Origin of the sequence: Psychrobacter piechaudii, assembly GCF_900162825.1 — a bacterium.
Lineage (GTDB): Bacteria > Pseudomonadota > Gammaproteobacteria > Pseudomonadales > Moraxellaceae > Psychrobacter > Psychrobacter piechaudii.
The window spans coordinates 1-19818 of record NZ_FUGE01000146.1 but is presented as its reverse complement, the minus strand read 5'-3'; the positions used below and the strand labels follow the sequence as shown (position 1 = coordinate 19818).

The following is a 19818-nucleotide window of genomic DNA, read 5'->3' as shown; positions in this document are numbered from 1 at the left end:
TATAACGGCTATGACAATAACCCGTCATACGACAATATATGTCGTCAAAAATGCTAAATAAATCTTAAGTTAATCTATAAAATAAAATGAAGCAAAACTTAAATTTGTTATTGAATAAAATCACAATAATTTGTTTAATACAGCATTAGTAATATCCGGGTTGATAATAGGGAATTAATACCCTGAACCTTACCTAAAATACACCGAAAAGGAATTTACCGTGTCTACCAAACCTACCTTAGCTTCATTTACTACCAAACTTATTCCACTTGCTGCTGTTATTGGCACAGCTTATTTTGCCCTGCCAGCCCAAGCCAACTATTGGGAAAACTGTAAGCTGCCCAAGTCCAACTATGCAGAAGTTGATTGCACTACCGATAGCAATTACTTCATAGGGTTTAACAAAGATCGTTAAGCACAAGCCTTATTAAACAAACAGGGTAAGGTTGTTGCTAGTTTAAAAGGCTATGACTCTGTGAGCTGGACTGTCAGTGATGGGGTGTTAGCAGTCATGAAAAATAACAAGGTGGGCTATGTCAGCACTTAAGGCAAGCTAGTAGTACCTACTATTTATGATAACTTGATAGACCCTAATTCTAAGTATGACGAAACTTGGTCACATGACGCTTCTGAAGGCCGTATCGTCGTTGCAAAAAATGGTAAATACGGCATTATTGATACCTCAAACAAGGTAATTCTACCATTTACCAGTAAGTACAACTTTATCGATGGCGTAAAGGGAGGTATGGCACTGGTGCAGTCACAGTCTGGTAAATATGGCTTTGTCGATAAGAACGGTAAAGAAGTGATTGCTCCTAAATACGCAGGCACTGACGGTTACTTCGGTGGCTACTACGGATTCCAAGAGGGATTGGCTGGCATGTCCGATGGCAAGAAGTGGGGCTATATCACCAAAACCGGTAAAGTTGCCATACCTTTTATCTATGATGAAATCAGACCTTTTAGTGAAGGCGTCGCTGGCGTGCTAAAAAATGGTAAGTGGGGCTTCATCAATGGCACCAATAAGACAGTCATTCCTTTTCAATTCTCGGACGAAAACGTGGCGCGTTACAGCGTAAACTATATGGGTGCCAATTACTTCATCTTTGATAATGGTATTGCTGAAGTGGCCATGATTAATGATCAGGAAGTTTGTATCAATAAGTCGGCTAAAAAAGTGGCTTGTCCTAACTGATAGAAGTAGCGGTAAAAAGCAGTTATTTCAATTAGAACAATAAAAAACCTCTTAGCTTAGATTAAGAGGTTTTTTTATTTTGGGTGTTTTTTAGAGTTAACTCTTTTTGCTACAGCAACCTTATTGATACGAATAGTTATGATTGTAGCAATGAAATATCCATATACTGGGATCAATAAAGCCAATAGGGTGAATGACCTAGCTATTTAACCTTATAATTATAATTGTTATAAAAAAATAGCTTTATAAAAGACAATTTACCAAATACTTAAATATTAAAATTCAAGGATCATAAATTATGGCCAAGTCAACTATGACCAATATGAAACACAAAACTTTTGCTGCAGTAGCATTGGCAGCGACCATGATGCTGCCTTCTGTGGGCGCACAAGCTGCAAACAATGATCTAAATGAAGTTTGCGTTGATATTGCGAGCTTGGCCGGTAACATCATGGATGATAGACAAAATGGTGTTTCTAAAGCTCAAGTGACCAAGAAGACCAATAGCGATAATGAAGCCTACCAAACCTTAGCGAAGAATATCATTACTGAAGCGTACAAAGTGCCACAAGCTAAGTCAGCAGCGGACAAAGACAAGCAAGTAGATAACTTCATCCGTCAGTACTACAACAAGTGTGCTAAATAATAAGTTTGCCAAATAAGCCAACCTCCAGTTAAGCGGTTATTCGGCAAAAAAATAAAAACCCAGTGTGAAATCGCACTGGGTTTTTTTATGGTCTGGCCTTAATGGCTTAGGGCTTAGGTGGTTGGTTGATATTAACCACCTGGGCAGATACTCTCGCAAGGTACGCCGTCTTTGTCGCCATCTAACCGCGTATTGCCACAAGCCAATTGCCATTTAGCTTCCTCGCAAGAGCTCATTTGGGAGCAAGTCTTTTTGATCATAGAACTACAATCTAAAGAGTTTGCCCCATTGCTAGGCACTACAACCGGTGCTGACAACAAGGCATTGGGCTGGCTAGTACTTTGATTAGAGCTTTGGCTCGAGTTTTGATTGGGAGCCTGAGTATTAGATAGGCTACTGTGTTCTGCAGTACGTCGGCCATTTAAAGTACATTTGGTGCCCTCGACCGGATATAAGGTGTTATCAAACTGATAGTTGTTTTGTCTGCCGCGGCGATAATCCCATGGGGCGGTTACTAAGGCATTGGCCCAAAGTCCCATCGCTTGCTGGCGGGCATTGACCTCAGCGTTGGCATAGGTAAAACGGTCACGTTCAGGCTGACTGTTTTGATACTGCTTATAGTGCAAAGCAGCGCCTTGCTTAATTTGATTTAGGTTACAGTCAACGCCATTGGCTCGCACCTTACCCAATAAGCGTTGATAGCGGTCTTGTTCAAACCATTCTACGCTGACTTGCCCTTGATTGACGCACTGCTGCAAGGTTTGGGTACTATACGCGCCATGGGCTTGATTGGATTCCGGGGCATCAATACCCAATAGTCGAATACGTTCTGATGCGCCTTCAGTGGGGATAATCTCTAGAGTATCTCCGTCAATAACCCGTACGCTTTTGGCAATAATCAGATTGCCGGCAATAGGGCATTCAGAATCAGCAAGCTCTGTTCTGGCTGCTTTACTATCTGTAGGTTTGCTAAGTGGAGTTGTGGTGCTGTCTGGGCTATCTACTGTGCCTGTTGTATGAATAGCCTCTGTTTTATAACTAGTATCTGCTTTATAAATAACATCGGCGCTATCTTCTATAGCCGCACCATCATTATAGGTTAAAGCAGAAGATTGATTTGGGGAGGGAGTGTCACCATTGACCTCGCAGGCCACCATCAGTGTGGTGGCTGTCACTAAAGCGAGGGTCAGGTTGACAGTAGGGAACTTCAATTTTGGTAAGTCAAAAGGCATCATGCTAACACCTCTATCAAATACGATTTTCTTCGTTTTTTTAAAGTCTTAAATTTTCACTGTGTTAGAACTTTTATGTATAGCAAATAGCGGGCAAATCTTGGCGGTTATGAATTAGTTAACTTTGGTGTAGTCGCCTTTTGGGGTGACATTGCCCTGGCACAGCTCATTAAGAGCGTCAGGGTTATTGGTGTCTATGCTTAACACATTGTCTTTAAATCGGAAAAAGATCAGCCCTTTGTCCTGCTTGACACCGATATTGGCTTCATTGGAATGCACACTAATGCTGCTAATCGGGGCGGTATAAACCATACCATGCAGTGCATCTTGGCCCATGAGCGTGGCCACACCTTGATAGCTGCAGGAAGCTTTATTAGCTTGATCATTGATAGGCTGTGAGCTTAGTTTGATTTGCACTTCTTTCGCCGGCATCGCCATACCGGTTTTGGTCACCTCAATTAATAGAGGGCTATCAACTTTGGCATAACGACCCATGGGCATCGCCTGATTGGCTGAAGACTGCAATTGGGTCGCTTTAGGCTGCCCCGAGATACCCACTTGCGAGTTGGGCTGCACATAACAAGAGGTTAAAGAGCCGGTGCATAAAGCACCTAGCAATAAAACTTTGATAACCGCCAACGGGGTTAGAATAGAGTTCATAAATATACCGACTTAAATGCTATACATAGCTTAATCGCGACTTGCAGCATCCTTGCTACAAATTAATACCAATCACTGTTCATTAACACAAGTGCTTATCAGTATTATGCGGATAAAAACAATTATTACAAGATTTAACACAGAAAAATAAGCCGATTATGCCACAAATGAATATATTTTGATAATTTTTAGCACTATTAAGGGGCATATTCTAATTTTTCACTTAGATAGCCTTATTTGCTATTAAACATAATATGTCGCTACTGTTAGCATAGACCCCATCAAAGAACATTAAAGTATGTGAAATACCAAATAACGCTTATTAAGGATACAACCCATGGCGATAACCATTAAATTCGGCCAAAACTCTTTCTCTAAGGCTGCCAAGCTGGCCTCTATCACTACCGTGGCCACTTTGGCTTTAGGGTTAACCGCTTGTGGCAATCAAAAAAATGACACAGCCGCAGACAGCACTGACGGTGCTGCGTCTAACACTGCAGAAGGCCAAAACATTGAGCTGCTAAACGTCTCTTATGATGTGGCGCGTGACTTCTATAAAGACTATAACCCAATGTTTGTTAAGCATTATAAAGAGCTGCATCCAGGCGCTAATATCAGCATCAACCAATCGCATGGGGGGTCTAGTAAGCAGGCGCTATCGGTAGCTAATGGGCTTCAAGCGGATGTGGCAACGATGAACCAAGGCTCAGACATTGAGCTATTGCAGAAAAAAGGCTTGGTAGCAGACAATTGGACCGAAGCATTCCCTGATTACTCAGTACCTTTTACCAGTACTATTGTTTTCTTAGTGCGTAAAGACAATCCAAAAGGCATTAAAGGCTGGGAAGATTTAACCAAGCCTGGCATTGAGATTGTGATGGCCAATCCAAAGGTAACCGGTAATGGACGTTATGCGTTCTTAGGCGCTTATGGTTATGGTTTACATACTTTTAATAAAGATGAAGACAAGACCAAAGCGTATGTCAGAGACTTATTAAAGAACGTTAAGGTTTATGAAAATGGTGGCCGTGCTGCAACCACTACCTTCGTTCAGCGTAACATTGGTGATGTGTTAATTACTTTTGAAAACGAATCAAACCTAGCCGCCACTCAGTTTGGTAAAGGCCAAGTTGATATCGTTTATCCTAATTACTCTATTAAGTCAGAAAGTCCTGTGGCCGTGGTTAATGCGGTAACGGATAAAAAAGGCACTACTGAAGCTGCCACAGAATACCTAAAATACTTGTGGAGTGATCAAGCTCAGCAGTTGGCCGCCGATCTGTACTTACGTCCAAGCGTGCAGTCAGTATTAGATGCCAATAGCGATAAGCTGCCACCAGTAGATACTTTCCGTCCTAACGATGTGTTTGGCACGTGGGATGAGATCATGGACACTTACTTTAGTGATGGCGGTGTATTTGATCAATTAGCCATTAACGCCCCTAAATAAGGACAGATCCAGATTTTAGACATTAAAGCCATTAACAATCTTGTTGTCCCAAATTAGTCAAAGCTCGTTTTTATCTAACACCTAACAGTGGGCTTTGATTGATACCCTGCAGTGCGCTCAAGCGGTTATCCCTCTTAAGATAACCTCCCTTGGGCCACTGCTTTTTTTGTTTTAGCTTTCATGCTTCTAACCCCTTTATTTCAGGTTAACTCAAGCGACTTCTATATTCCTATATTTCATTAAGATAGATTTATTAATCACTAAATACAATAAGGGGCGACTGTTAGCATGAGCACATCTAGGTCGATAAAGACTTATCTAGCGTGTCTTAGGAAAATAACTCATGGCTAATATCAAATACTCCAACCGCATATATTTAAATAAAGCTTACTTGGCTTCTGTACGCCTGCCAGCCTCTTTTAGGCAATTGGGCATGTTCGCCGGTCTAGCCACCTTAACGCTCGCCTTAAGCGCCTGTGGCAATCAAAAGCAGCAAAGCACAGTGACCAATGCAGATGGCAGTGTTACCACCATTGAAAACAAAAATGTGCAATTGCTTAACGTGTCTTATGACATCTCTCGTGATTTTTATAAAGAATACAATCCGATCTTTGTGAAGCATTATAAAGAAGCGCACCCTGGCAGCAATGTAAGCATCAGTCAGTCACATGGAGGATCGAGTAAGCAGGCACTATCGGTGGCTAATGGGCTTCAAGCTGACGTGGCGACCATGAACCAAGGCTCTGACATTGAGCTGCTGCAAGACAAGGGGTTAGTCGCAGACGACTGGAGCCAATCCTTTGATAATAATGCGGTACCTTTTACCAGTACCACAGTGTTTTTGGTTAGAGAAGGCAATCCTAAGCAGATCAAAGACTGGGATGACTTGGCTAAGCCGGGAGTAGAAGTTGTCATTGCCAATCCAAAAGCGTCCGGCAGTGGTCGTTATAGCTTCTTAGGCGCTTATGGTTATGGCTTGCATCAATTTAATAACGATGAAGTAAAAACCCAAGCCTATATAAAGCAGCTACTTAACAATGTGAAGGTTTATGAAAATGGCGGGCGTGCTGCGACCACTACTTTTGTGCAGCGTAATATCGGTGATGTGCTAATCACTTTTGAAAACGAAGCCAACCTATCAGCGACTAAATTTGGTAAAGGACGGGTGCAGATTGTATACCCAAGTTACACCATCCAGTCTGAGAACCCAGTGGCTGTGGTACAAAAAGTCACTGACAAAAAAGGCACCACTAAAACGGCCACCGAATATCTTCAGTACTTATGGAGCGATGAGGCTCAGCAAGTGGCGGCTAACAACTACTTACGCCCAAGTAACCCCAGTATTTTGGCTGCCAATAGCGATAAGCTGCCGGCCCTTGAGACGTTCCGTGCCAATGAAGTCTTTGGCAGCTGGGATGAGATCATGACTAAATTCTTCAAAGAAGGCGGCGTGTTTGATCAGCTGGCAGTTAACCCAGTTAAAAGTTAGGTAGCGACCCGTTAAATGAGCTAAGTAGCTGAGCTATATTCCTTTTATTCACTACGATAGCCTTAATCATCATTAAACTTACTATCTAAGCCCTGTTAGCATGATGACCATCAATAAAACCGCCGCAATTAGGCTGTAGCAGTAGCAACCATAAATATAAATAAAAGCAGTGAGATATCCATGACCCAGCAGACCACATCGACAGCGACTCCCGTACGCCAACGCTCTTGGTTAACCAAGCTGCGTCAACGTAATGTGCTACCTGGTTTTGGCTTATCTATGGGGATTACCGTACTCAGCTTATCGCTGTTGGTTATCTTACCTTTTGCGATGATGGCGTATACCACCACCCAAATGGGCTGGACTGGGTTCATCGAGGCCATTAGCCAAGCTCAAGTTAAAGCGGCCATTATCTTGTCCTTGAAGATGTCGTTTTATGCGATGTTAACCAATATGGTTTTTGGCACCTTAGTAGCTTGGGTGTTGGTGCGTTATGACTTCTTTGGTAAATCCATAATTAATGCTTTGGTTGATTTGCCTTTTGCTTTGCCCACAGCGGTTACTGGTATCTCATTGGCTACTTTATATGCCCCAAATGGTTTGATTGGTCAGTTCTTTGACAAGGTGGGTATTCAGGTGGCTTTTACGCCGATTGGTATTTGGTTGGCTCTGGTGGTGGTAAGTTTTCCCTTTATTGTTCGTGCAGTACAGCCGGTATTAGAAGAGCTGTCAGTGGAATATGAAGAGGCCGCCGCGGTACTGGGTGCCAATCGCTTGACTACCTTTCGTACGGTTATCTTGCCTGAGCTTTTTCCAGCGCTATTGATGGGGGCGGGCATGATGTTCGCGCGCGCTACTGGTGAGTATGGTTCAGTGATCTTTATTGCCGGTAATATTCCGATGCAGTCAGAGATTCTACCGCTGATTATTATCAGTAAGCTTGAACAGTTTGATATCCAGGGAGCTTCTGCAGTGGCGTTATTTATGCTGATGATTTCTTTTGTGATCTTATTGTCTATCAACTTATTGCAGTGGCGTTTATCGCGCCGTGTTGGGGCTAAATAGGCCGACCCAGTTTGTTGTAGTACCCAGTTAAACCCAGCCTATTGAACAATTAGAATATTAAAATTAGGACCGCATTATGCAAATCTCTAATGATTACAACTATCAAGACAATGCCGCTACTCGCGATGCGCCTTGGGTGCGCGCTTTGTTCATTGGTGTCGCCTCGATATTTATGGTTGTGATGTTGGTCATTCCACTAATGGCGGTATTCTATGAAGCGTTTAAAGGTGGCTGGGATTTATACCTTGCAGCTTTGGTTGAGCCTGAGGCTGTGGCTGCCATCAAGCTAACTTTACTGACAGCGGCTATTGTGTTACCCATCAATATTATTATGGGTCTAGCGATCGCATGGTTAGTAACCCGTTATCAGTTTAAAGGCAAGCAGCTGGTAACCACCTTATTGGATCTGCCATTCTCAGTTTCTCCTGTGGTCGCCGGCTTAATGTTTGTGCTGTTATTTGGTCTTAACTCAACCGTGGGCGGTTGGCTTGAGTCAATGGGTATCCAAGTTATCTTTGCAGTGCCTGGTATTGTTCTAGCTACCTTGTTTGTTACCTTTCCGTTTATTGCTCGTGAATTAATCCCTTTAATGCAGTCTCAGGGAGATAGCGAAGAGCAAGCAGCGTTAACCTTGGGGGCTTCAGGCTGGCAGGTATTTTGGCATGTGACATTACCTAATATTAAATGGGCACTGTTATACGGTATTATCCTGACCAATGCCCGCGCTATGGGTGAGTTTGGGGCAGTGAGTGTGGTTTCTGGTCATATCCGCGGTGAAACCAACACCATGCCTTTACTTGTAGAGATTGCTTATAACGAATATAACTTCACCGCAGCTTTTGCTTTATCGAGCTTATTAGCAGGCCTAGCGTTATTGACCTTGGTGGTACAGCAAATCATGAGCAAGATGCAGGCGCGCAAATACGCCAAAGGCATCAATCGTGATGCCATCGCAGCGCCGAAGCTTGTGGTAGATACTACCAAGCCCAAGGCGGTCACCGTCTCTAGTAATAGCAACTCATAAGCTACGTATTAAGTCTAACTAACCTTAAGCCCAATCAAAAAATAAAGAGTATAAACATGAGCATCGATATTCAAAACGTCCATAAAAGCTTTGGTAACTTTGTGGCCTTAGAAGACATTTCATTGACTGTGCCAACTGGTAAACTGACCACATTACTGGGTCCCTCTGGCTGTGGTAAGACCACTTTATTGCGTATTATTGCCGGTCTTGAATATGCTGATAGCGGTCGTATTTTATTTGACGGGGTGGATGTGACCGATACTCCAGTTCAAAAGCGTCAGATTGGCTTTATGTTTCAGCATTATGCCTTGTTTCGTCATAAGACCATTGCTGAGAATATCGCTTTTGGCTTAAAGCTATTACCCAAGGATCGTCGTCCAAGCAATACTGATATCAAGAAGCGAGTAGACTATCTATTGGAGCTGGTACAGTTACCCACTTTGACCAATGCCTATCCTCATCAACTTTCAGGCGGTCAGCGTCAGCGTATTGCCTTGGCTCGTGCTTTGGCCGTTGAGCCGAAGCTATTGCTATTGGATGAGCCGTTTGGAGCCTTGGATGCCAAAGTTCGTAAAGAGCTGCGTACTTGGCTGAAGAATATTCACCATGAGCTTGGAGTGACCAGTATTATGGTGACGCATGACCAAGAAGAAGCCCGTGATGTGTCTGATGAAATTGTGGTCATGAACCACGGTTCAGTTGAGCAGATTGGTACGCCAGAAGAATTGATTAACAATCCCTCAAGTGAGTTTGTGGCAGACTTCTTGGATTTGGTGTAAGTGCCAAGATTCATTGATGCTGAAATAAAAAAACCTGAGATTGACTCAGGTTTTTTTATTGGTGTGGTTTATTAGTAGTGTTTATCTTATTGGTGTTCTAGATATAAAGCATCAGATAAAGCTCTTAACGCAGCAAGATTACAGGGGCAGTAGTTTTAGTCAATAGTTTAGTAGTGGTACTGCCTACGAAGAAGCGGCGCCACTTAGAGTGACCATAAGCGCCGATGATAAACATACTGATGTTATTGTCATTACGAAATGCGGTTAGAGCAGTGACCACATCAGGATAGTCCATCTTCGTGCTGTCGATAAGGTGTGCGGTAATATTAAATCCGGCATCACTCATTTTCTTTTGAGCTTTATAAAGCTCGGTCTCATTGATGGTGTCTTTGTGACCAACCATGACAATATGGCCGACTAAGTTTTTGGCGAGTTCGTTTTTACAAATGATATCTACCGCTTTTTTTGAGGTTTCGCTGCCATCAAAGGCCACCATAAAGGATTCTGGGGTAATAAAACCATCAGAGCAAACTAAAATGGGGCGACTAACAGCTCGCACTACGCTTTCAATTTGGCTACCAATATTAACGTAATCATTTTGATGGTCTTTACCGCGGCGACCCAAAACAATAATACGGCTTTCATCAGCATGATGCTCGATAGCGGGCAACAGCTTACTACGGCGTAGATGACTGTATACATTCGCCTGAGGATAGGAGATTAAGATATGCGATTTGGCATCTTGCAGTAAAGCTTCACCGTGTTGGTTGGCAATACGCGCTGTTTGCTCATCAAGTGAAGAGAGCTCTTGCATGAGGCTGTGTCGACTGTCCATGCCTATGGCGCCACTTAAATCATGACGGTAGGATTTGGGGACATCAATGACGTGCAATAGGCTGACAGATAGATTTAACTCATTGGCATACCAAGCAGCATAATCACAAACCGACTGTGTCACATTAGAGCCATCAATACAGGCTAAGATGGTTTTGTCCGATGTCTCAGTGTTGTGCTCCTGATTTATATTGCCATTATCAATGGAGTAATTGTTGTTAGTATTAGTCATATCCATTCCCTTGTTTTGATGAATCGTATATAGCTTACTACCAATATAAGTATTAAAAATTTATTTATCAATAGCCGTTTAGTTGCTCAATTGGAGGCTCCTAGACATCCTTCAGCTCAATATGGCTAATGGTTTCAGCACACCATTGTGGCAAATCAGGGGCTATGGCATACCACATCCAAGTTCCTTTGCGTTCACTGGTTACCAAGCCGGCTTTTCGTAGGTGGCTTAAATGACGCGATATTGTGGGCTGCGGTTGTTCCAGTTTTTCTATCAAATCACAAACGCAAATACAGTCATGAGCGCTTATTTCTATGATTAATTTCAGTCGCGTCGGATCAGATAAAGCCTTGAAGAAAGTAACGGGCTGCATTTTTTATCTCGGTAATTTTTGCAAAGTTCGAATGGAGTTAAATCAAATAAATTCAAATTTTGTGTAATAGAGCCTATATTCGTTTATCCGAATATAATACAATAGTGGAACTAATTCCTAAATTATATTAGCACACTAACTCTAAACTAGAGAGGTTCTATGCTTGTCGCTCCATTAGTATTTATCATCACCCTAGTATTTGTTATATGGCAACCAAAAGGGCTAGGAATTGGCATTAGTGCGAGCTTAGGTGCGCTAGTGGCTCTTATTACTGGGGTTATATCTCTACATGATATTCCGGTGGTTTGGGACATAGTTTGGAACGCTACCTTTGCCTTTATTGCCATCATCATTATTAGCTTACTGCTAGATCAGGCTGGGTTCTTTGAATGGATAGCATTACACGTGGCGCGTCTTGGCGGTGGCAGTGCTCATAAGCTGTTTGTGCTTATCGTATTGCTAGGAGCTGTGGTAGCCGCCTTGTTCGCCAATGATGGGGCTGCCTTAATCCTAACGCCTATTGTGATAGCGATGCTAGTGAAGATGAGAGTGTCGCCAGCCACTACATTAGCGTTTATTATGGCCGCTGGATTTATAGCTGATACCGCCAGTCTGCCTTTGGTGGTCTCAAACTTGGTGAATATCGTATCGGCCGATTTTTTTAACATTACCTTTGATCGTTACGCTCAAGTGATGATGCCAGTTAACATTGTCTCTGTTTTGAGCTCTTTGGCGGTGCTGTATCTATTTTATAGACGCGATATTCCTCAGCATTATGAAGTCGCGAGTCTGCCTGCACCAGTTAGCGCTATCAAAGATTCAGCGACTTTTTATATGGGCTGGCTAGTACTGGCCGCTTTATTGTTAGGCTTCTTTGTACTAGAGCCTATGGGGATTCCCATTAGTGCTATTGCTGGAGTAGGGGCAGCCACCTTACTGATTACTGCCTTAATCAATCGTAAGCTGTCTGTGCCTACTGTGCTCAAAGATGCCCCTTGGCAAGTGGTGGTGTTTTCATTGGGTATGTACCTGGTGGTATACGGACTTAAGAATGAAGGATTAACCGCTTATTTGACGGCGGCACTGAATATCTTAGGGGGGCAGGGTCTATGGGCCGCTACCATTGGTACGGGCTTTATGTCTGCTGGCTTGTCATCAGTCATGAATAATATGCCCACAGTGCTGATTCAGTCACTAGCAATCGCAGATAGCAGTCAGCCAGATACTATTACCCAAGCGATGGTATATGCCAACGTGATAGGGTCTGACCTGGGCCCAAAGATTACTCCGATTGGCTCACTAGCGACTCTACTATGGTTACATGTGCTGGCAAGTAAAGAGGTAGTTATTACCTGGAGCTATTATTTCAAGGTAGGTATTATTTTGACGGTGCCTGTGCTAGTAGCGACATTAACGGCGTTGGCAATATGGCTACCTATTATTAGTTAATCGTTAAATGTTTATAAAAATAGCCTAAGCGAATAAAATTATTCTACTCAGACGCTCGGAATTACCCTTAAATATTAACCAATAAAAGTAACCTAAATCATGAAGCCTTTAAAAATCCTCTATATTTGTACCCATAACCGTTGCCGTAGTGTGTTGTCTGAAGCCATTACCAATCAATATGCCGCTAAACAAGGCATCACTAATAAAACTGAAAAGGGTGATGAACCTAAGCTCATTGCCAAAAGCGCAGGCAGTTCTCCGGCAGGGGAGGTACACCCCTTAACCCTTAAGTATTTAACTGAAGCAGGGTATTCAATACAAGGGTTAACCAGCAACAGTTGGGAAGATAGTGAGTATATGGGCGACTTTCAACCGGACTTATTAATCACTGTTTGTGATAATGCAGCTGGCGAGACCTGCCCGATTTGGCTAGGCAGTCTGCCCGGCTTAACTAAACTGCATTGGGGTATGGCTGACCCCTCAAAGAGTACAGAGAATGAAGAGCAGACCAAAGCCAACTTCGAGCAAGCCATTACTACTATTGAGCAGAGAGTAGCGCAATTATTACAAGTAGTAGAGCTGCCGGAAATAGAACGCAAGCAAGCCTTATTGAATTTAGTAAAATAGCCTAAGCAAATAAATTTAACTAATTATAACCTCACATCACCCTTAATTGACTAATTTGAAAGAAGTTCACTATGACTAATATATCGCAAGCCAATCTTAGGGATCTACCCAATATTGACCCCAATCAGTTTCAAGTACCGCATAATGAAGACTTTAAACGTCAGCTGTCCACGCATAAGTCAAAGTTTGTGCTGTTATATGGCTCACTACGTGAAGTATCATATAGTCGTCTGGTAGTAGAGGAGTGCGCACGTATTCTGAGTGCCATGGGCGCTGAGGTTAAGATATTTGATCCAACAGGGTTGCCTTTGCCCGATAGCGAGGACACCACTCATCCAAAGGTTACTGAGCTACGTGAGCTGGTGCAGTGGAGTGAAGGTATGGTTTGGTGCTCTCCTGAGCGTCACGGCTCAATGACCGGCATTATGAAGTCGCAAATTGATTGGATACCATTATCACTCGGAGCAGTGCGTCCCACGCAAGGTAAAACGCTGGCAGTGATGCAAGTGTGTGGGGGATCGCAGTCTTTTAATACCGTAAATCAGTTACGCGTATTAGGGCGCTGGATGCGGATGATCACTATCCCAAACCAGTCTTCAATGCCCAAGGCATTCTTAGAATTTGACGATGTAGAAAATCCTGATGGGAGTATTAGCAAGCGTATGAAACCGTCAGGGTATTACTTACGCATTGTCGATGTGATGGAGGAGTTAGTACGTTTTACCTTGCTCACCCGAGACCAGTCTGATTACTTGGTAGATAGATATTCAGAAAGGGTTGAGAGTGCAGAGGATTTGATGAAGCGGGTGAATCAAAAGCAGATGTAGGGCCATATACTGTGGGACTATAAAGTTATATAGGATATAAAATAGCCTAAGCAAGTAAAAACGAACATATGAACATCTATTAAACTCAATAAAAGTATTAAATATCAATAAATTACTGAACTCAAATAGCAAAATCCATGCCAGTCCTGCTAAAAATTAACTGACTATAAACAGTTTTATACTCTGATTTTCGTTATTATTTCGTTCAATAAGGATGTTGATAATACTAATAATAGGAGCAGGGTATGGTAGATATAGATATTAACTTTGAATTGATGGGCTACCACTTATTGAAGCTATGTATAGCCTTTGTATTGTCACTGCCTATCGCTTTGAATCGAGAGATGAAGGAAAGTGGGGCAGGTTTAAGAACCTTTCCATTAGTGACTATTGCTTCGTGCGCATTTATGCTGGTAGGTATGGATATATATAAAGATGACGCTGAAGCTAGAATCATGTATGCCATTATTACTGGCATGGGCTTTATTGGTGGTGGGGCTATCTTCAAAAACGAAGAGGGAGCAAAAGGTACTGCTACGGCTGCCAGCTTATGGAATACTGCAGCGATAGGTATTTCGGTCGCTACGGGTCGCTATGAAATTGCGATCATTTTATCGATTGTAGGCTTCGTTATTCTACAATTCTCTGAGCCTTTTAAAATTCAAACTAAACGTTAAGCTTAGCAGGAATGTGAATCGAATGTTGTCGCAAATACGAACTGTGGTACCGAAGATTATTAACAAAACAGCGCTTGGTGCAACATTGGCCATAGTCAGTCTGAACTTATTGGGCTGCAGTGAGCATATTTATCAATCCACTCATCAATCCAGCGACACAAAAATTAGCGGAGCAGGGAGCGGAAAACTTTTCCAGACCCAAGAACAGGTAGCGGTCTCAGAAATAATTCACCTTGTCGGTTATCCCACCCATAAAGGTTACAGACAAAAGGGGACTATATTGGTAGGTGATAATTACTCCTATCTTATTTCGACAGGTAATGAAGCGTTAGAGTTGATACTACAGCTACCTACTGCCAATCTCGCCATTGAACAACCCATCTCAATTCATCGCTATCCCGACAATAGTGTCAATATTAGCTTCAGCTTTAGTTATGCAGAAACTCAGAGCAAAAATCCCAGTTTAAGTCTGCAACAACGTAGTGTGTTAAAGCATATCTGTTCAGACAGTTCATCAATAGATCACTCATATAATGACTGTCAGTTACAGCTGCTAGGCGGTATGTATGCTCCCTTAACTAATATTGATGGCCAACTTAGATTAGGGCATAGTATAGCTGCCAAAATATATTCAGTGAATGACAAGAGAGTCAAAACTCAGGCTGAAGTAGGGGTCATCCCGCTTAAGGTTATATTGGAGACGATAGAGCTACCGTTAGAGATTTTATCTATCATCAAGTAATAGGTAGTCCAGAAAATAACCTTTAATGAACCAATGAGGCTCAATAAAAACCAATAAAAAAGGGTGAACTAAAATAGTTCACCCTTTTGCTTGCGTACTTAAAAGCACGTAGCCAATTGCCAATTACTTAGTTTAAAATACCGTAAGCAACTAATGCATTAGCGACACGCTTGTAACCTGCAATGTTAGCGCCTGACATGTAGTCAATGCAGCCATCTTTATTAAAGCCATACTCTTCTGAAGCTTGTGCAGCGTCATCATGGATGTTTTTCATGATGATTTGCAACTGTTTATCAACATCATCAAAAGTACGGTACTGGCGCACTGAGTTTTGTGACATCTCAAGACCAGATACTGCCACACCACCAGCGTTGGCCGCTTTTCCTGGGGCATAACGCATTTTGTTTTCACGAACAAAATCAATAGCACCAGCGTCAAGCGGCATGTTAGCGCCTTCAACTACGTAGCGAATTCCATGATCATACATGGCTTTTGCATCGGCTGCAGTTACTTCATTTTGGGTGGCACATGGGATGGCAATATCACCGTCAAACTGCCAAGGTTTTTGTCCTGGCAACCAAACACCGCTACCGCCAAATTTTCTGTGATACTCAAATAAAGGCTGACGATTGGCTTTTTGTTCTTTTACCCAATCAAGTTTTTCTTGATCAAAACCAAACTCATCGTACAAGGTACCTTTTGAGTCTGATAGAGTAATAACTTTAGCCCCTAAAGCAATGGCTTTTTCTGCTGCATGTACTGCTACATTGCCTGCACCAGATACCAAGACAGTTTTGCCTTCCATTGTGTCGTTATGGGCTTTTAGCATATTTTGTAAAAAATAAACCGCGCCATAACCTGTCGCTTCTGAGCGACATAAACTACCACCGAAGCCAACACCTTTGCCAGTTAGCACTCCAGTGTATTCATTGGTTAAGTTCTTATACATTGCGAACATGTAGCTGACTTCTCTGCCACTTACTCCGATATCACCGGCTGGAACATCCATGTCTTGGCCAATATAACGGTAAAGCTCACGCATAAATGCATAACAAAAACGACGAATTTCGCTGTCTGATTTGCCCTCAGGATTGAAATCTGAACCACCTTTAGCACCGCCCATGGGTAGACCAGTTAAGGCGTTTTTGAAAATTTGTTCGAAACCTAAGAATTTTAAGATAGACTCATTTACAGTCGGATGGAAGCGAATGCCGCCCTTATAGGGACCTAAGGCATTGCTGAACTGGACACGCCAACCACGGTTGATTTGAATATTGCCTTCATCATCTTCCCAGTTGATTCGAAAGCTAATAATACGGTCAGGCTCAGTTAGACGCTCAAAAACTTTATGCTTTGCGAAGCGCGGATCGCGATCATATACAACGTCAATAGTGCTCGCTACCTCTTTAACCGCTTGAATAAACTCAGGTTGATGTGGATAGCGTTCTTCAATGCGTTCAATGACGTCTTGCATGCTCATAGGCCCTGTCCTTATCAGATTAGTTACATGGATGTTACAGTAAAAAAATACTCTAATGTTGCGATAAATTCAACATTTTTTTATACCTTTATGTTCAGTCATTACTTAAAGCTATGCATAAATTATGCAGGGGTTTATGAATAGGAGTATGGTTTTTACCGTAGATATAGACTGTACTAGGGAGTACCCCTTACTCCATTATAGGACATTTTGAGTAACTTTTTTTAATATAACAAAAGCACAGCTTAATAAAGGCCTCGACCATCTTCTGGCTTCAACCGCAAAAATGACAATCCAGATATAATAGTGATTATACCCAGCACATAATAAGTGGCATTAAAGGCACTCACTACCTCAAAGTTAAGTCTATCACTAAAGACGGTCAGTATCGCAGCACCAAAGGCGATACCAAAACTTATGGCCAATTGTTGGTTGACGGCCATCAAGCTATTACCACTACTGGTTTGTGGTCCCTCAAGATCACCAATAGTAATGGTGTTCATGGCGCTAAATTGCATTGAGTTACAGGCGCCCATAACCACTAATAGGGGGGCAATATAATACCAAGGAATTGAGGCATCGAGTTGAGCCAGTAAAATAATTAGAATACCCAAAATAGTGGTGTTGGTGACCAATACTTTGCGGTAGCTAAAGCGCTGAATGATTTTACTCACCCAAGGTTTAATGCCCATGGCACCTACTGCAATTGGGGTTAATAACCAGCCTGCCTGCGAGGGCGTATATTTGAAAGCTACTTGAAACAATAAGGGCAATAAATAGGGGACAGCACTGATACCAAGACGGGTAAATAGGTTGCCAGTGATACCTATCCTAAAGGTGCGCACATTAAATAGACTCAAGGGGAATATTGGATTACTCGCTTTACGTGCATGGCGCACATAGATAAAGAGTAAACTTAATGCAATGGCCGACATGGTAATACCAGGGAGTACTTCACCTGGCTGAGACAGAAACTCAACGGCCAAGGTCAGTAAACCTGCCGCTATGGCAAAAAGAGCAAATCCTAGCCAGTCTAACTTGCCAGCCAACTCTCTGATATCAGGGACCAGTTTGTAGCCGATAATAAGACCCAAAACACCCATAGGAATATTAATCAAAAAAATCCAATGCCAACTGGCATATTGCACCAGATAGCCACCGACTAATGGCCCAACTAGAGGAGCAATTAATGCTGGAATGACCGCGAAATTCATTACGGTCAGAAGCTGGTTGCGCGGATAAGACTTCACTAAGATTAAGCGCGCTACTGGAGTCATCATGGCTCCGCCGATACCTTGTAGCACTCGAGAGGCAACTAAGAAGTCTAGACTTGGTGACATAGCACAGAATATTGAACCAATACTAAATAAAACGATCGCACTTAAGAAGACTTTTCGAGTGCCATATTTATCGGCTAAAAACCCACTTATTGGAATAAAAATAGCCAGGGTTAACGCATAGCTAATCACCGCCCATTGCATTTTTAGTGGAGATTCTCCCAAAGCTAGCGCCATTTCAGGTAAGGCAGTATTTAGGATGGTGGCATCCAAAATCTGCATAAATAGGGCGACTGCCAATACATAAGGTAAGAATTTTGATTGTAGCGGCGAAAGCTTAACTTTGGGTTCTGTATTTAGGACAGGTGAGGGGGTATCCGCAGCGGGACGATTTGATTTTTGTTGATTATCGGGCATATATAGACCTAAAGGCTTAGGTGTGACTAAATAAGGTGTACTTAATTAATAAGCAACTAATTAATGAGCAATTAACTCACTAAAAAAATAGCCCTCTATAATATCATGAAGAGGGCATTTTCTATTTAGTGTTAATGTTAGTAGGCCCAACTCATAAGCCAGATATCCTAACTAAAAAAATCTAGGTTTTTAGACACCTCATCTATGACTTCATCTGGTGACTTTAGCCAAACACTGTGTGGATTGCCTTTAAGAGAGGGATCGATTTTTATTTTATTCAGCCGTGATACGGCGCATAAATCTGATAAGCCTTTGGTCGATTGATAGGGGGCATAGTCATCACCCTCAATATTAATAAATAAGCCGTGACCCAGACCTGTATTTAACGACTGTTTTATAAAGTCATAGCGACCTGTTTTGGCGGTATGTAGCCAGTCTATCATCAAGGTTTTGGCTTCCCTGTGACCAAATCCAATCTTGTAGCCTGGTAAATAGCCATAAACTCGAATCAGCAGCTCAAATGCTGCAATGGCGGTTAATATGTTTAATTGCCCTAAACCTTTCCAGTTCTTATAATGAATATTACCCGTTGCAACCCCAATCATCGGGAAGTCAGTTGTGGCAGAATATAGAGTCGCAATATGCGCCCCAAGGCTGTGACCAAATAAAATTATTTTATTATTAGGCGTTGCCAGTCTTGCAGTCTCAATCAGTTTCGGCACAAAACCAGTTACTAAATCTCTATAACCATAATCTATACCGCGTTTAATATACGGTAAATTCTCTCCACAGCAGGGATAATCTGCGCTTAACACGGTATATCCTTTGGCAGTTAACTGCTCTATAAGTGTGCTATATTTTATGAGTGGCACACCAATGGCCGTCATTAGCACCAAGGTTATATTCAGGTCGTCTGGTTGACTGTCACTGGGTCTATTGACATGAGTTTTGACAGTAAAGGTTTGTTTTTTAGTTTTAAAATCAAAGCTGCTCATAAAAGATTATCCCTAATCATAATGTTATCCAGAGGTGCATTCTAAAAGAGATATGAACCTGTTTTGGTAGATAACTTGTCAGAATAGCAACTCTTATAGCGATAATCCATAATCAACTAATAACTAGATGTGACCGTTAATAATAGCTAGGCTTACTCATTCACACTCTTTGTTAATAGACTAATACTCAACTGACTTCTCAAAGCCTATATAATGATCTCTGCACACGACAAAAAAATCATCCCCACTCGATTTTCATAGGTTTAGGGGTTAAAAAGCTAACTAACTGTCGAAATACAGTCTTATCATTGTTAAAAAACACCAAACGAAGACCTTCAATCAATAAAT

General features: G+C 42.2%; 20 protein-coding genes. 13 read left to right on the top strand and 7 right to left on the bottom strand.

What is annotated here, in order from left to right; translation table 11 throughout:
* Positions 1–220 precede the first annotated feature (220 nt).
* From A1019T_RS08430 to A1019T_RS08420, 3 genes are all read left to right on the top strand, one after another.
* Positions 221–415, top strand: coding sequence for a hypothetical protein (locus A1019T_RS08430; protein WP_077451264.1), 195 nt, complete (start codon positions 221–223; stop codon positions 413–415).
* A 165-nt stretch (positions 416–580) separates the two neighbouring features.
* On the top strand, positions 581–1195 hold the full coding sequence (locus tag A1019T_RS08425) for a WG repeat-containing protein (protein WP_077451263.1): 615 nt from the start codon (positions 581–583) through the stop codon (positions 1193–1195).
* A 298-nt stretch (positions 1196–1493) separates the two neighbouring features.
* Positions 1494–1841, top strand: coding sequence for a hypothetical protein (locus A1019T_RS08420; RefSeq protein ID WP_077451262.1), 348 nt, complete (start codon positions 1494–1496; stop codon positions 1839–1841).
* Between the two features lie 131 nt (positions 1842–1972).
* Here the strand turns inward: A1019T_RS08420 and A1019T_RS08415 are convergent, their stop codons facing one another.
* Together A1019T_RS08415 and A1019T_RS08410 are read right to left on the bottom strand one after the other, a co-directional pair.
* Positions 1973–3076 (bottom strand): thermonuclease family protein, encoded by a 1104-nt coding sequence (locus A1019T_RS08415; protein ID WP_077451261.1) that lies wholly within the window; start codon positions 3074–3076, stop codon positions 1973–1975.
* Positions 3077–3187: 111 nt separating this feature from the next.
* Positions 3188–3733, bottom strand: coding sequence for a hypothetical protein (locus A1019T_RS08410; protein WP_077451260.1), 546 nt, complete (start codon positions 3731–3733; stop codon positions 3188–3190).
* A gap of 337 nt (positions 3734–4070) precedes the next feature.
* Here A1019T_RS08410 and A1019T_RS08405 point away from each other — a divergent pair, with 337 nt between their 5' ends.
* From A1019T_RS08405 to A1019T_RS08385, 5 genes are all read left to right on the top strand, one after another.
* Positions 4071–5183 carry a sulfate ABC transporter substrate-binding protein gene (locus A1019T_RS08405; RefSeq protein WP_077451259.1) on the top strand — a complete coding sequence of 371 codons (1113 nt, stop codon included), beginning with the start codon at positions 4071–4073 and terminating at the stop codon, positions 5181–5183.
* A 433-nt stretch (positions 5184–5616) separates the two neighbouring features.
* Positions 5617–6672 (top strand): sulfate ABC transporter substrate-binding protein, encoded by a 1056-nt coding sequence (locus tag A1019T_RS08400; protein WP_095532589.1) that lies wholly within the window; start codon positions 5617–5619, stop codon positions 6670–6672.
* A 180-nt stretch (positions 6673–6852) separates the two neighbouring features.
* Positions 6853–7737 (top strand): sulfate ABC transporter permease subunit CysT, encoded by an 885-nt coding sequence (cysT, locus tag A1019T_RS08395; protein ID WP_077451257.1) that lies wholly within the window; start codon positions 6853–6855, stop codon positions 7735–7737.
* Positions 7738–7813: 76 nt separating this feature from the next.
* Positions 7814–8761 carry a sulfate ABC transporter permease subunit CysW gene (gene cysW, locus A1019T_RS08390; protein WP_077451256.1) on the top strand — a complete coding sequence of 316 codons (948 nt, stop codon included), beginning with the start codon at positions 7814–7816 and terminating at the stop codon, positions 8759–8761.
* A 56-nt stretch (positions 8762–8817) separates the two neighbouring features.
* Positions 8818–9540, top strand: coding sequence for a sulfate/molybdate ABC transporter ATP-binding protein (locus A1019T_RS08385; RefSeq protein WP_077451255.1), 723 nt, complete (start codon positions 8818–8820; stop codon positions 9538–9540).
* 124 nt (positions 9541–9664) lie between these two features.
* Here the strand turns inward: A1019T_RS08385 and A1019T_RS08380 are convergent, their stop codons facing one another.
* Together A1019T_RS08380 and A1019T_RS08375 are read right to left on the bottom strand one after the other, a co-directional pair.
* Entirely contained in the window at positions 9665–10606 is a 942-nt protein-coding gene (locus A1019T_RS08380; protein ID WP_077451254.1) for a universal stress protein, read from the bottom strand.
* A 100-nt stretch (positions 10607–10706) separates the two neighbouring features.
* Positions 10707–10979, bottom strand: a complete 273-nt coding sequence (locus A1019T_RS08375) for an ArsR/SmtB family transcription factor (protein WP_077451253.1) — start codon at positions 10977–10979, stop codon at positions 10707–10709.
* Positions 10980–11138: 159 nt separating this feature from the next.
* Between A1019T_RS08375 and A1019T_RS08370 the strand changes: the two genes are divergently transcribed.
* The 5 genes from A1019T_RS08370 to A1019T_RS08350 all read left to right on the top strand — a co-directional run bounded on the left by A1019T_RS08370 (position 11139) and on the right by A1019T_RS08350 (position 15301).
* Complete coding sequence (locus A1019T_RS08370; RefSeq protein ID WP_077451252.1) at positions 11139–12428, top strand: arsenic transporter; 1290 nt, start codon at positions 11139–11141, stop codon at positions 12426–12428.
* Positions 12429–12527: 99 nt separating this feature from the next.
* Positions 12528–13055, top strand: a complete 528-nt coding sequence (locus A1019T_RS08365) for an arsenate reductase ArsC (RefSeq protein ID WP_077451251.1) — start codon at positions 12528–12530, stop codon at positions 13053–13055.
* Positions 13056–13126: 71 nt separating this feature from the next.
* Entirely contained in the window at positions 13127–13882 is a 756-nt protein-coding gene (gene arsH / locus A1019T_RS08360) for an arsenical resistance protein ArsH (RefSeq protein ID WP_077451250.1), read from the top strand.
* Between the two features lie 245 nt (positions 13883–14127).
* Complete coding sequence (locus A1019T_RS08355; RefSeq protein WP_077451249.1) at positions 14128–14559, top strand: MgtC/SapB family protein; 432 nt, start codon at positions 14128–14130, stop codon at positions 14557–14559.
* Positions 14560–14581: 22 nt separating this feature from the next.
* Entirely contained in the window at positions 14582–15301 is a 720-nt protein-coding gene (locus A1019T_RS08350) for a hypothetical protein (RefSeq protein ID WP_077451248.1), read from the top strand.
* Positions 15302–15428: 127 nt separating this feature from the next.
* On the opposite strand, the gene gdhA is transcribed toward A1019T_RS08350, so the two are convergent.
* The 3 genes from gdhA to A1019T_RS08335 all read right to left on the bottom strand — a co-directional run bounded on the left by gdhA (position 15429) and on the right by A1019T_RS08335 (position 19470).
* Entirely contained in the window at positions 15429–16781 is a 1353-nt protein-coding gene (gene gdhA, locus A1019T_RS08345; protein WP_077451247.1) for an NADP-specific glutamate dehydrogenase, read from the bottom strand.
* 245 nt (positions 16782–17026) lie between these two features.
* On the bottom strand, positions 17027–18475 hold the full coding sequence (locus A1019T_RS08340) for a DHA2 family efflux MFS transporter permease subunit (protein ID WP_244156592.1): 1449 nt from the start codon (positions 18473–18475) through the stop codon (positions 17027–17029).
* A 167-nt stretch (positions 18476–18642) separates the two neighbouring features.
* Complete coding sequence (locus A1019T_RS08335; RefSeq protein ID WP_077451246.1) at positions 18643–19470, bottom strand: alpha/beta fold hydrolase; 828 nt, start codon at positions 19468–19470, stop codon at positions 18643–18645.
* Between the last annotated feature and the right edge of the window lie 348 nt (positions 19471–19818).

Excerpts from the sequence above, each read along its gene's own strand:
- arsH (WP_077451250.1), top strand. The coding sequence starts at position 13,127 with ATGACTAATATATCGCAAGCCAATCTTAGGGATCTACCCAATATTGAC.
- A1019T_RS08385 (WP_077451255.1), top strand. The coding sequence starts at position 8,818 with ATGAGCATCGATATTCAAAACGTCCATAAAAGCTTTGGTAACTTTGTG.
- A1019T_RS08405 (WP_077451259.1), top strand. The coding sequence starts at position 4,071 with ATGGCGATAACCATTAAATTCGGCCAAAACTCTTTCTCTAAGGCTGCC.
- A1019T_RS08355 (WP_077451249.1), top strand. The coding sequence starts at position 14,128 with ATGGTAGATATAGATATTAACTTTGAATTGATGGGCTACCACTTATTG.
- A1019T_RS08365 (WP_077451251.1), top strand. The coding sequence starts at position 12,528 with ATGAAGCCTTTAAAAATCCTCTATATTTGTACCCATAACCGTTGCCGT.
- A1019T_RS08400 (WP_095532589.1), top strand. The coding sequence starts at position 5,617 with ATGTTCGCCGGTCTAGCCACCTTAACGCTCGCCTTAAGCGCCTGTGGC.
- cysW (WP_077451256.1), top strand. The coding sequence starts at position 7,814 with ATGCAAATCTCTAATGATTACAACTATCAAGACAATGCCGCTACTCGC.
- A1019T_RS08335 (WP_077451246.1), bottom strand. The coding sequence starts at position 19,470 with ATGAGCAGCTTTGATTTTAAAACTAAAAAACAAACCTTTACTGTCAAA.
- A1019T_RS08410 (WP_077451260.1), bottom strand. The coding sequence starts at position 3,733 with ATGAACTCTATTCTAACCCCGTTGGCGGTTATCAAAGTTTTATTGCTA.
- A1019T_RS08375 (WP_077451253.1), bottom strand. The coding sequence starts at position 10,979 with ATGCAGCCCGTTACTTTCTTCAAGGCTTTATCTGATCCGACGCGACTG.
- cysT (WP_077451257.1), top strand. The coding sequence starts at position 6,853 with ATGACCCAGCAGACCACATCGACAGCGACTCCCGTACGCCAACGCTCT.
- A1019T_RS08380 (WP_077451254.1), bottom strand. The coding sequence starts at position 10,606 with ATGACTAATACTAACAACAATTACTCCATTGATAATGGCAATATAAAT.
- gdhA (WP_077451247.1), bottom strand. The coding sequence starts at position 16,781 with ATGAGCATGCAAGACGTCATTGAACGCATTGAAGAACGCTATCCACAT.
- A1019T_RS08350 (WP_077451248.1), top strand. The coding sequence starts at position 14,582 with ATGTTGTCGCAAATACGAACTGTGGTACCGAAGATTATTAACAAAACA.
- A1019T_RS08370 (WP_077451252.1), top strand. The coding sequence starts at position 11,139 with ATGCTTGTCGCTCCATTAGTATTTATCATCACCCTAGTATTTGTTATA.
- A1019T_RS08415 (WP_077451261.1), bottom strand. The coding sequence starts at position 3,076 with ATGATGCCTTTTGACTTACCAAAATTGAAGTTCCCTACTGTCAACCTG.
- A1019T_RS08420 (WP_077451262.1), top strand. The coding sequence starts at position 1,494 with ATGGCCAAGTCAACTATGACCAATATGAAACACAAAACTTTTGCTGCA.
- A1019T_RS08340 (WP_244156592.1), bottom strand. The coding sequence starts at position 18,475 with ATGCCCGATAATCAACAAAAATCAAATCGTCCCGCTGCGGATACCCCC.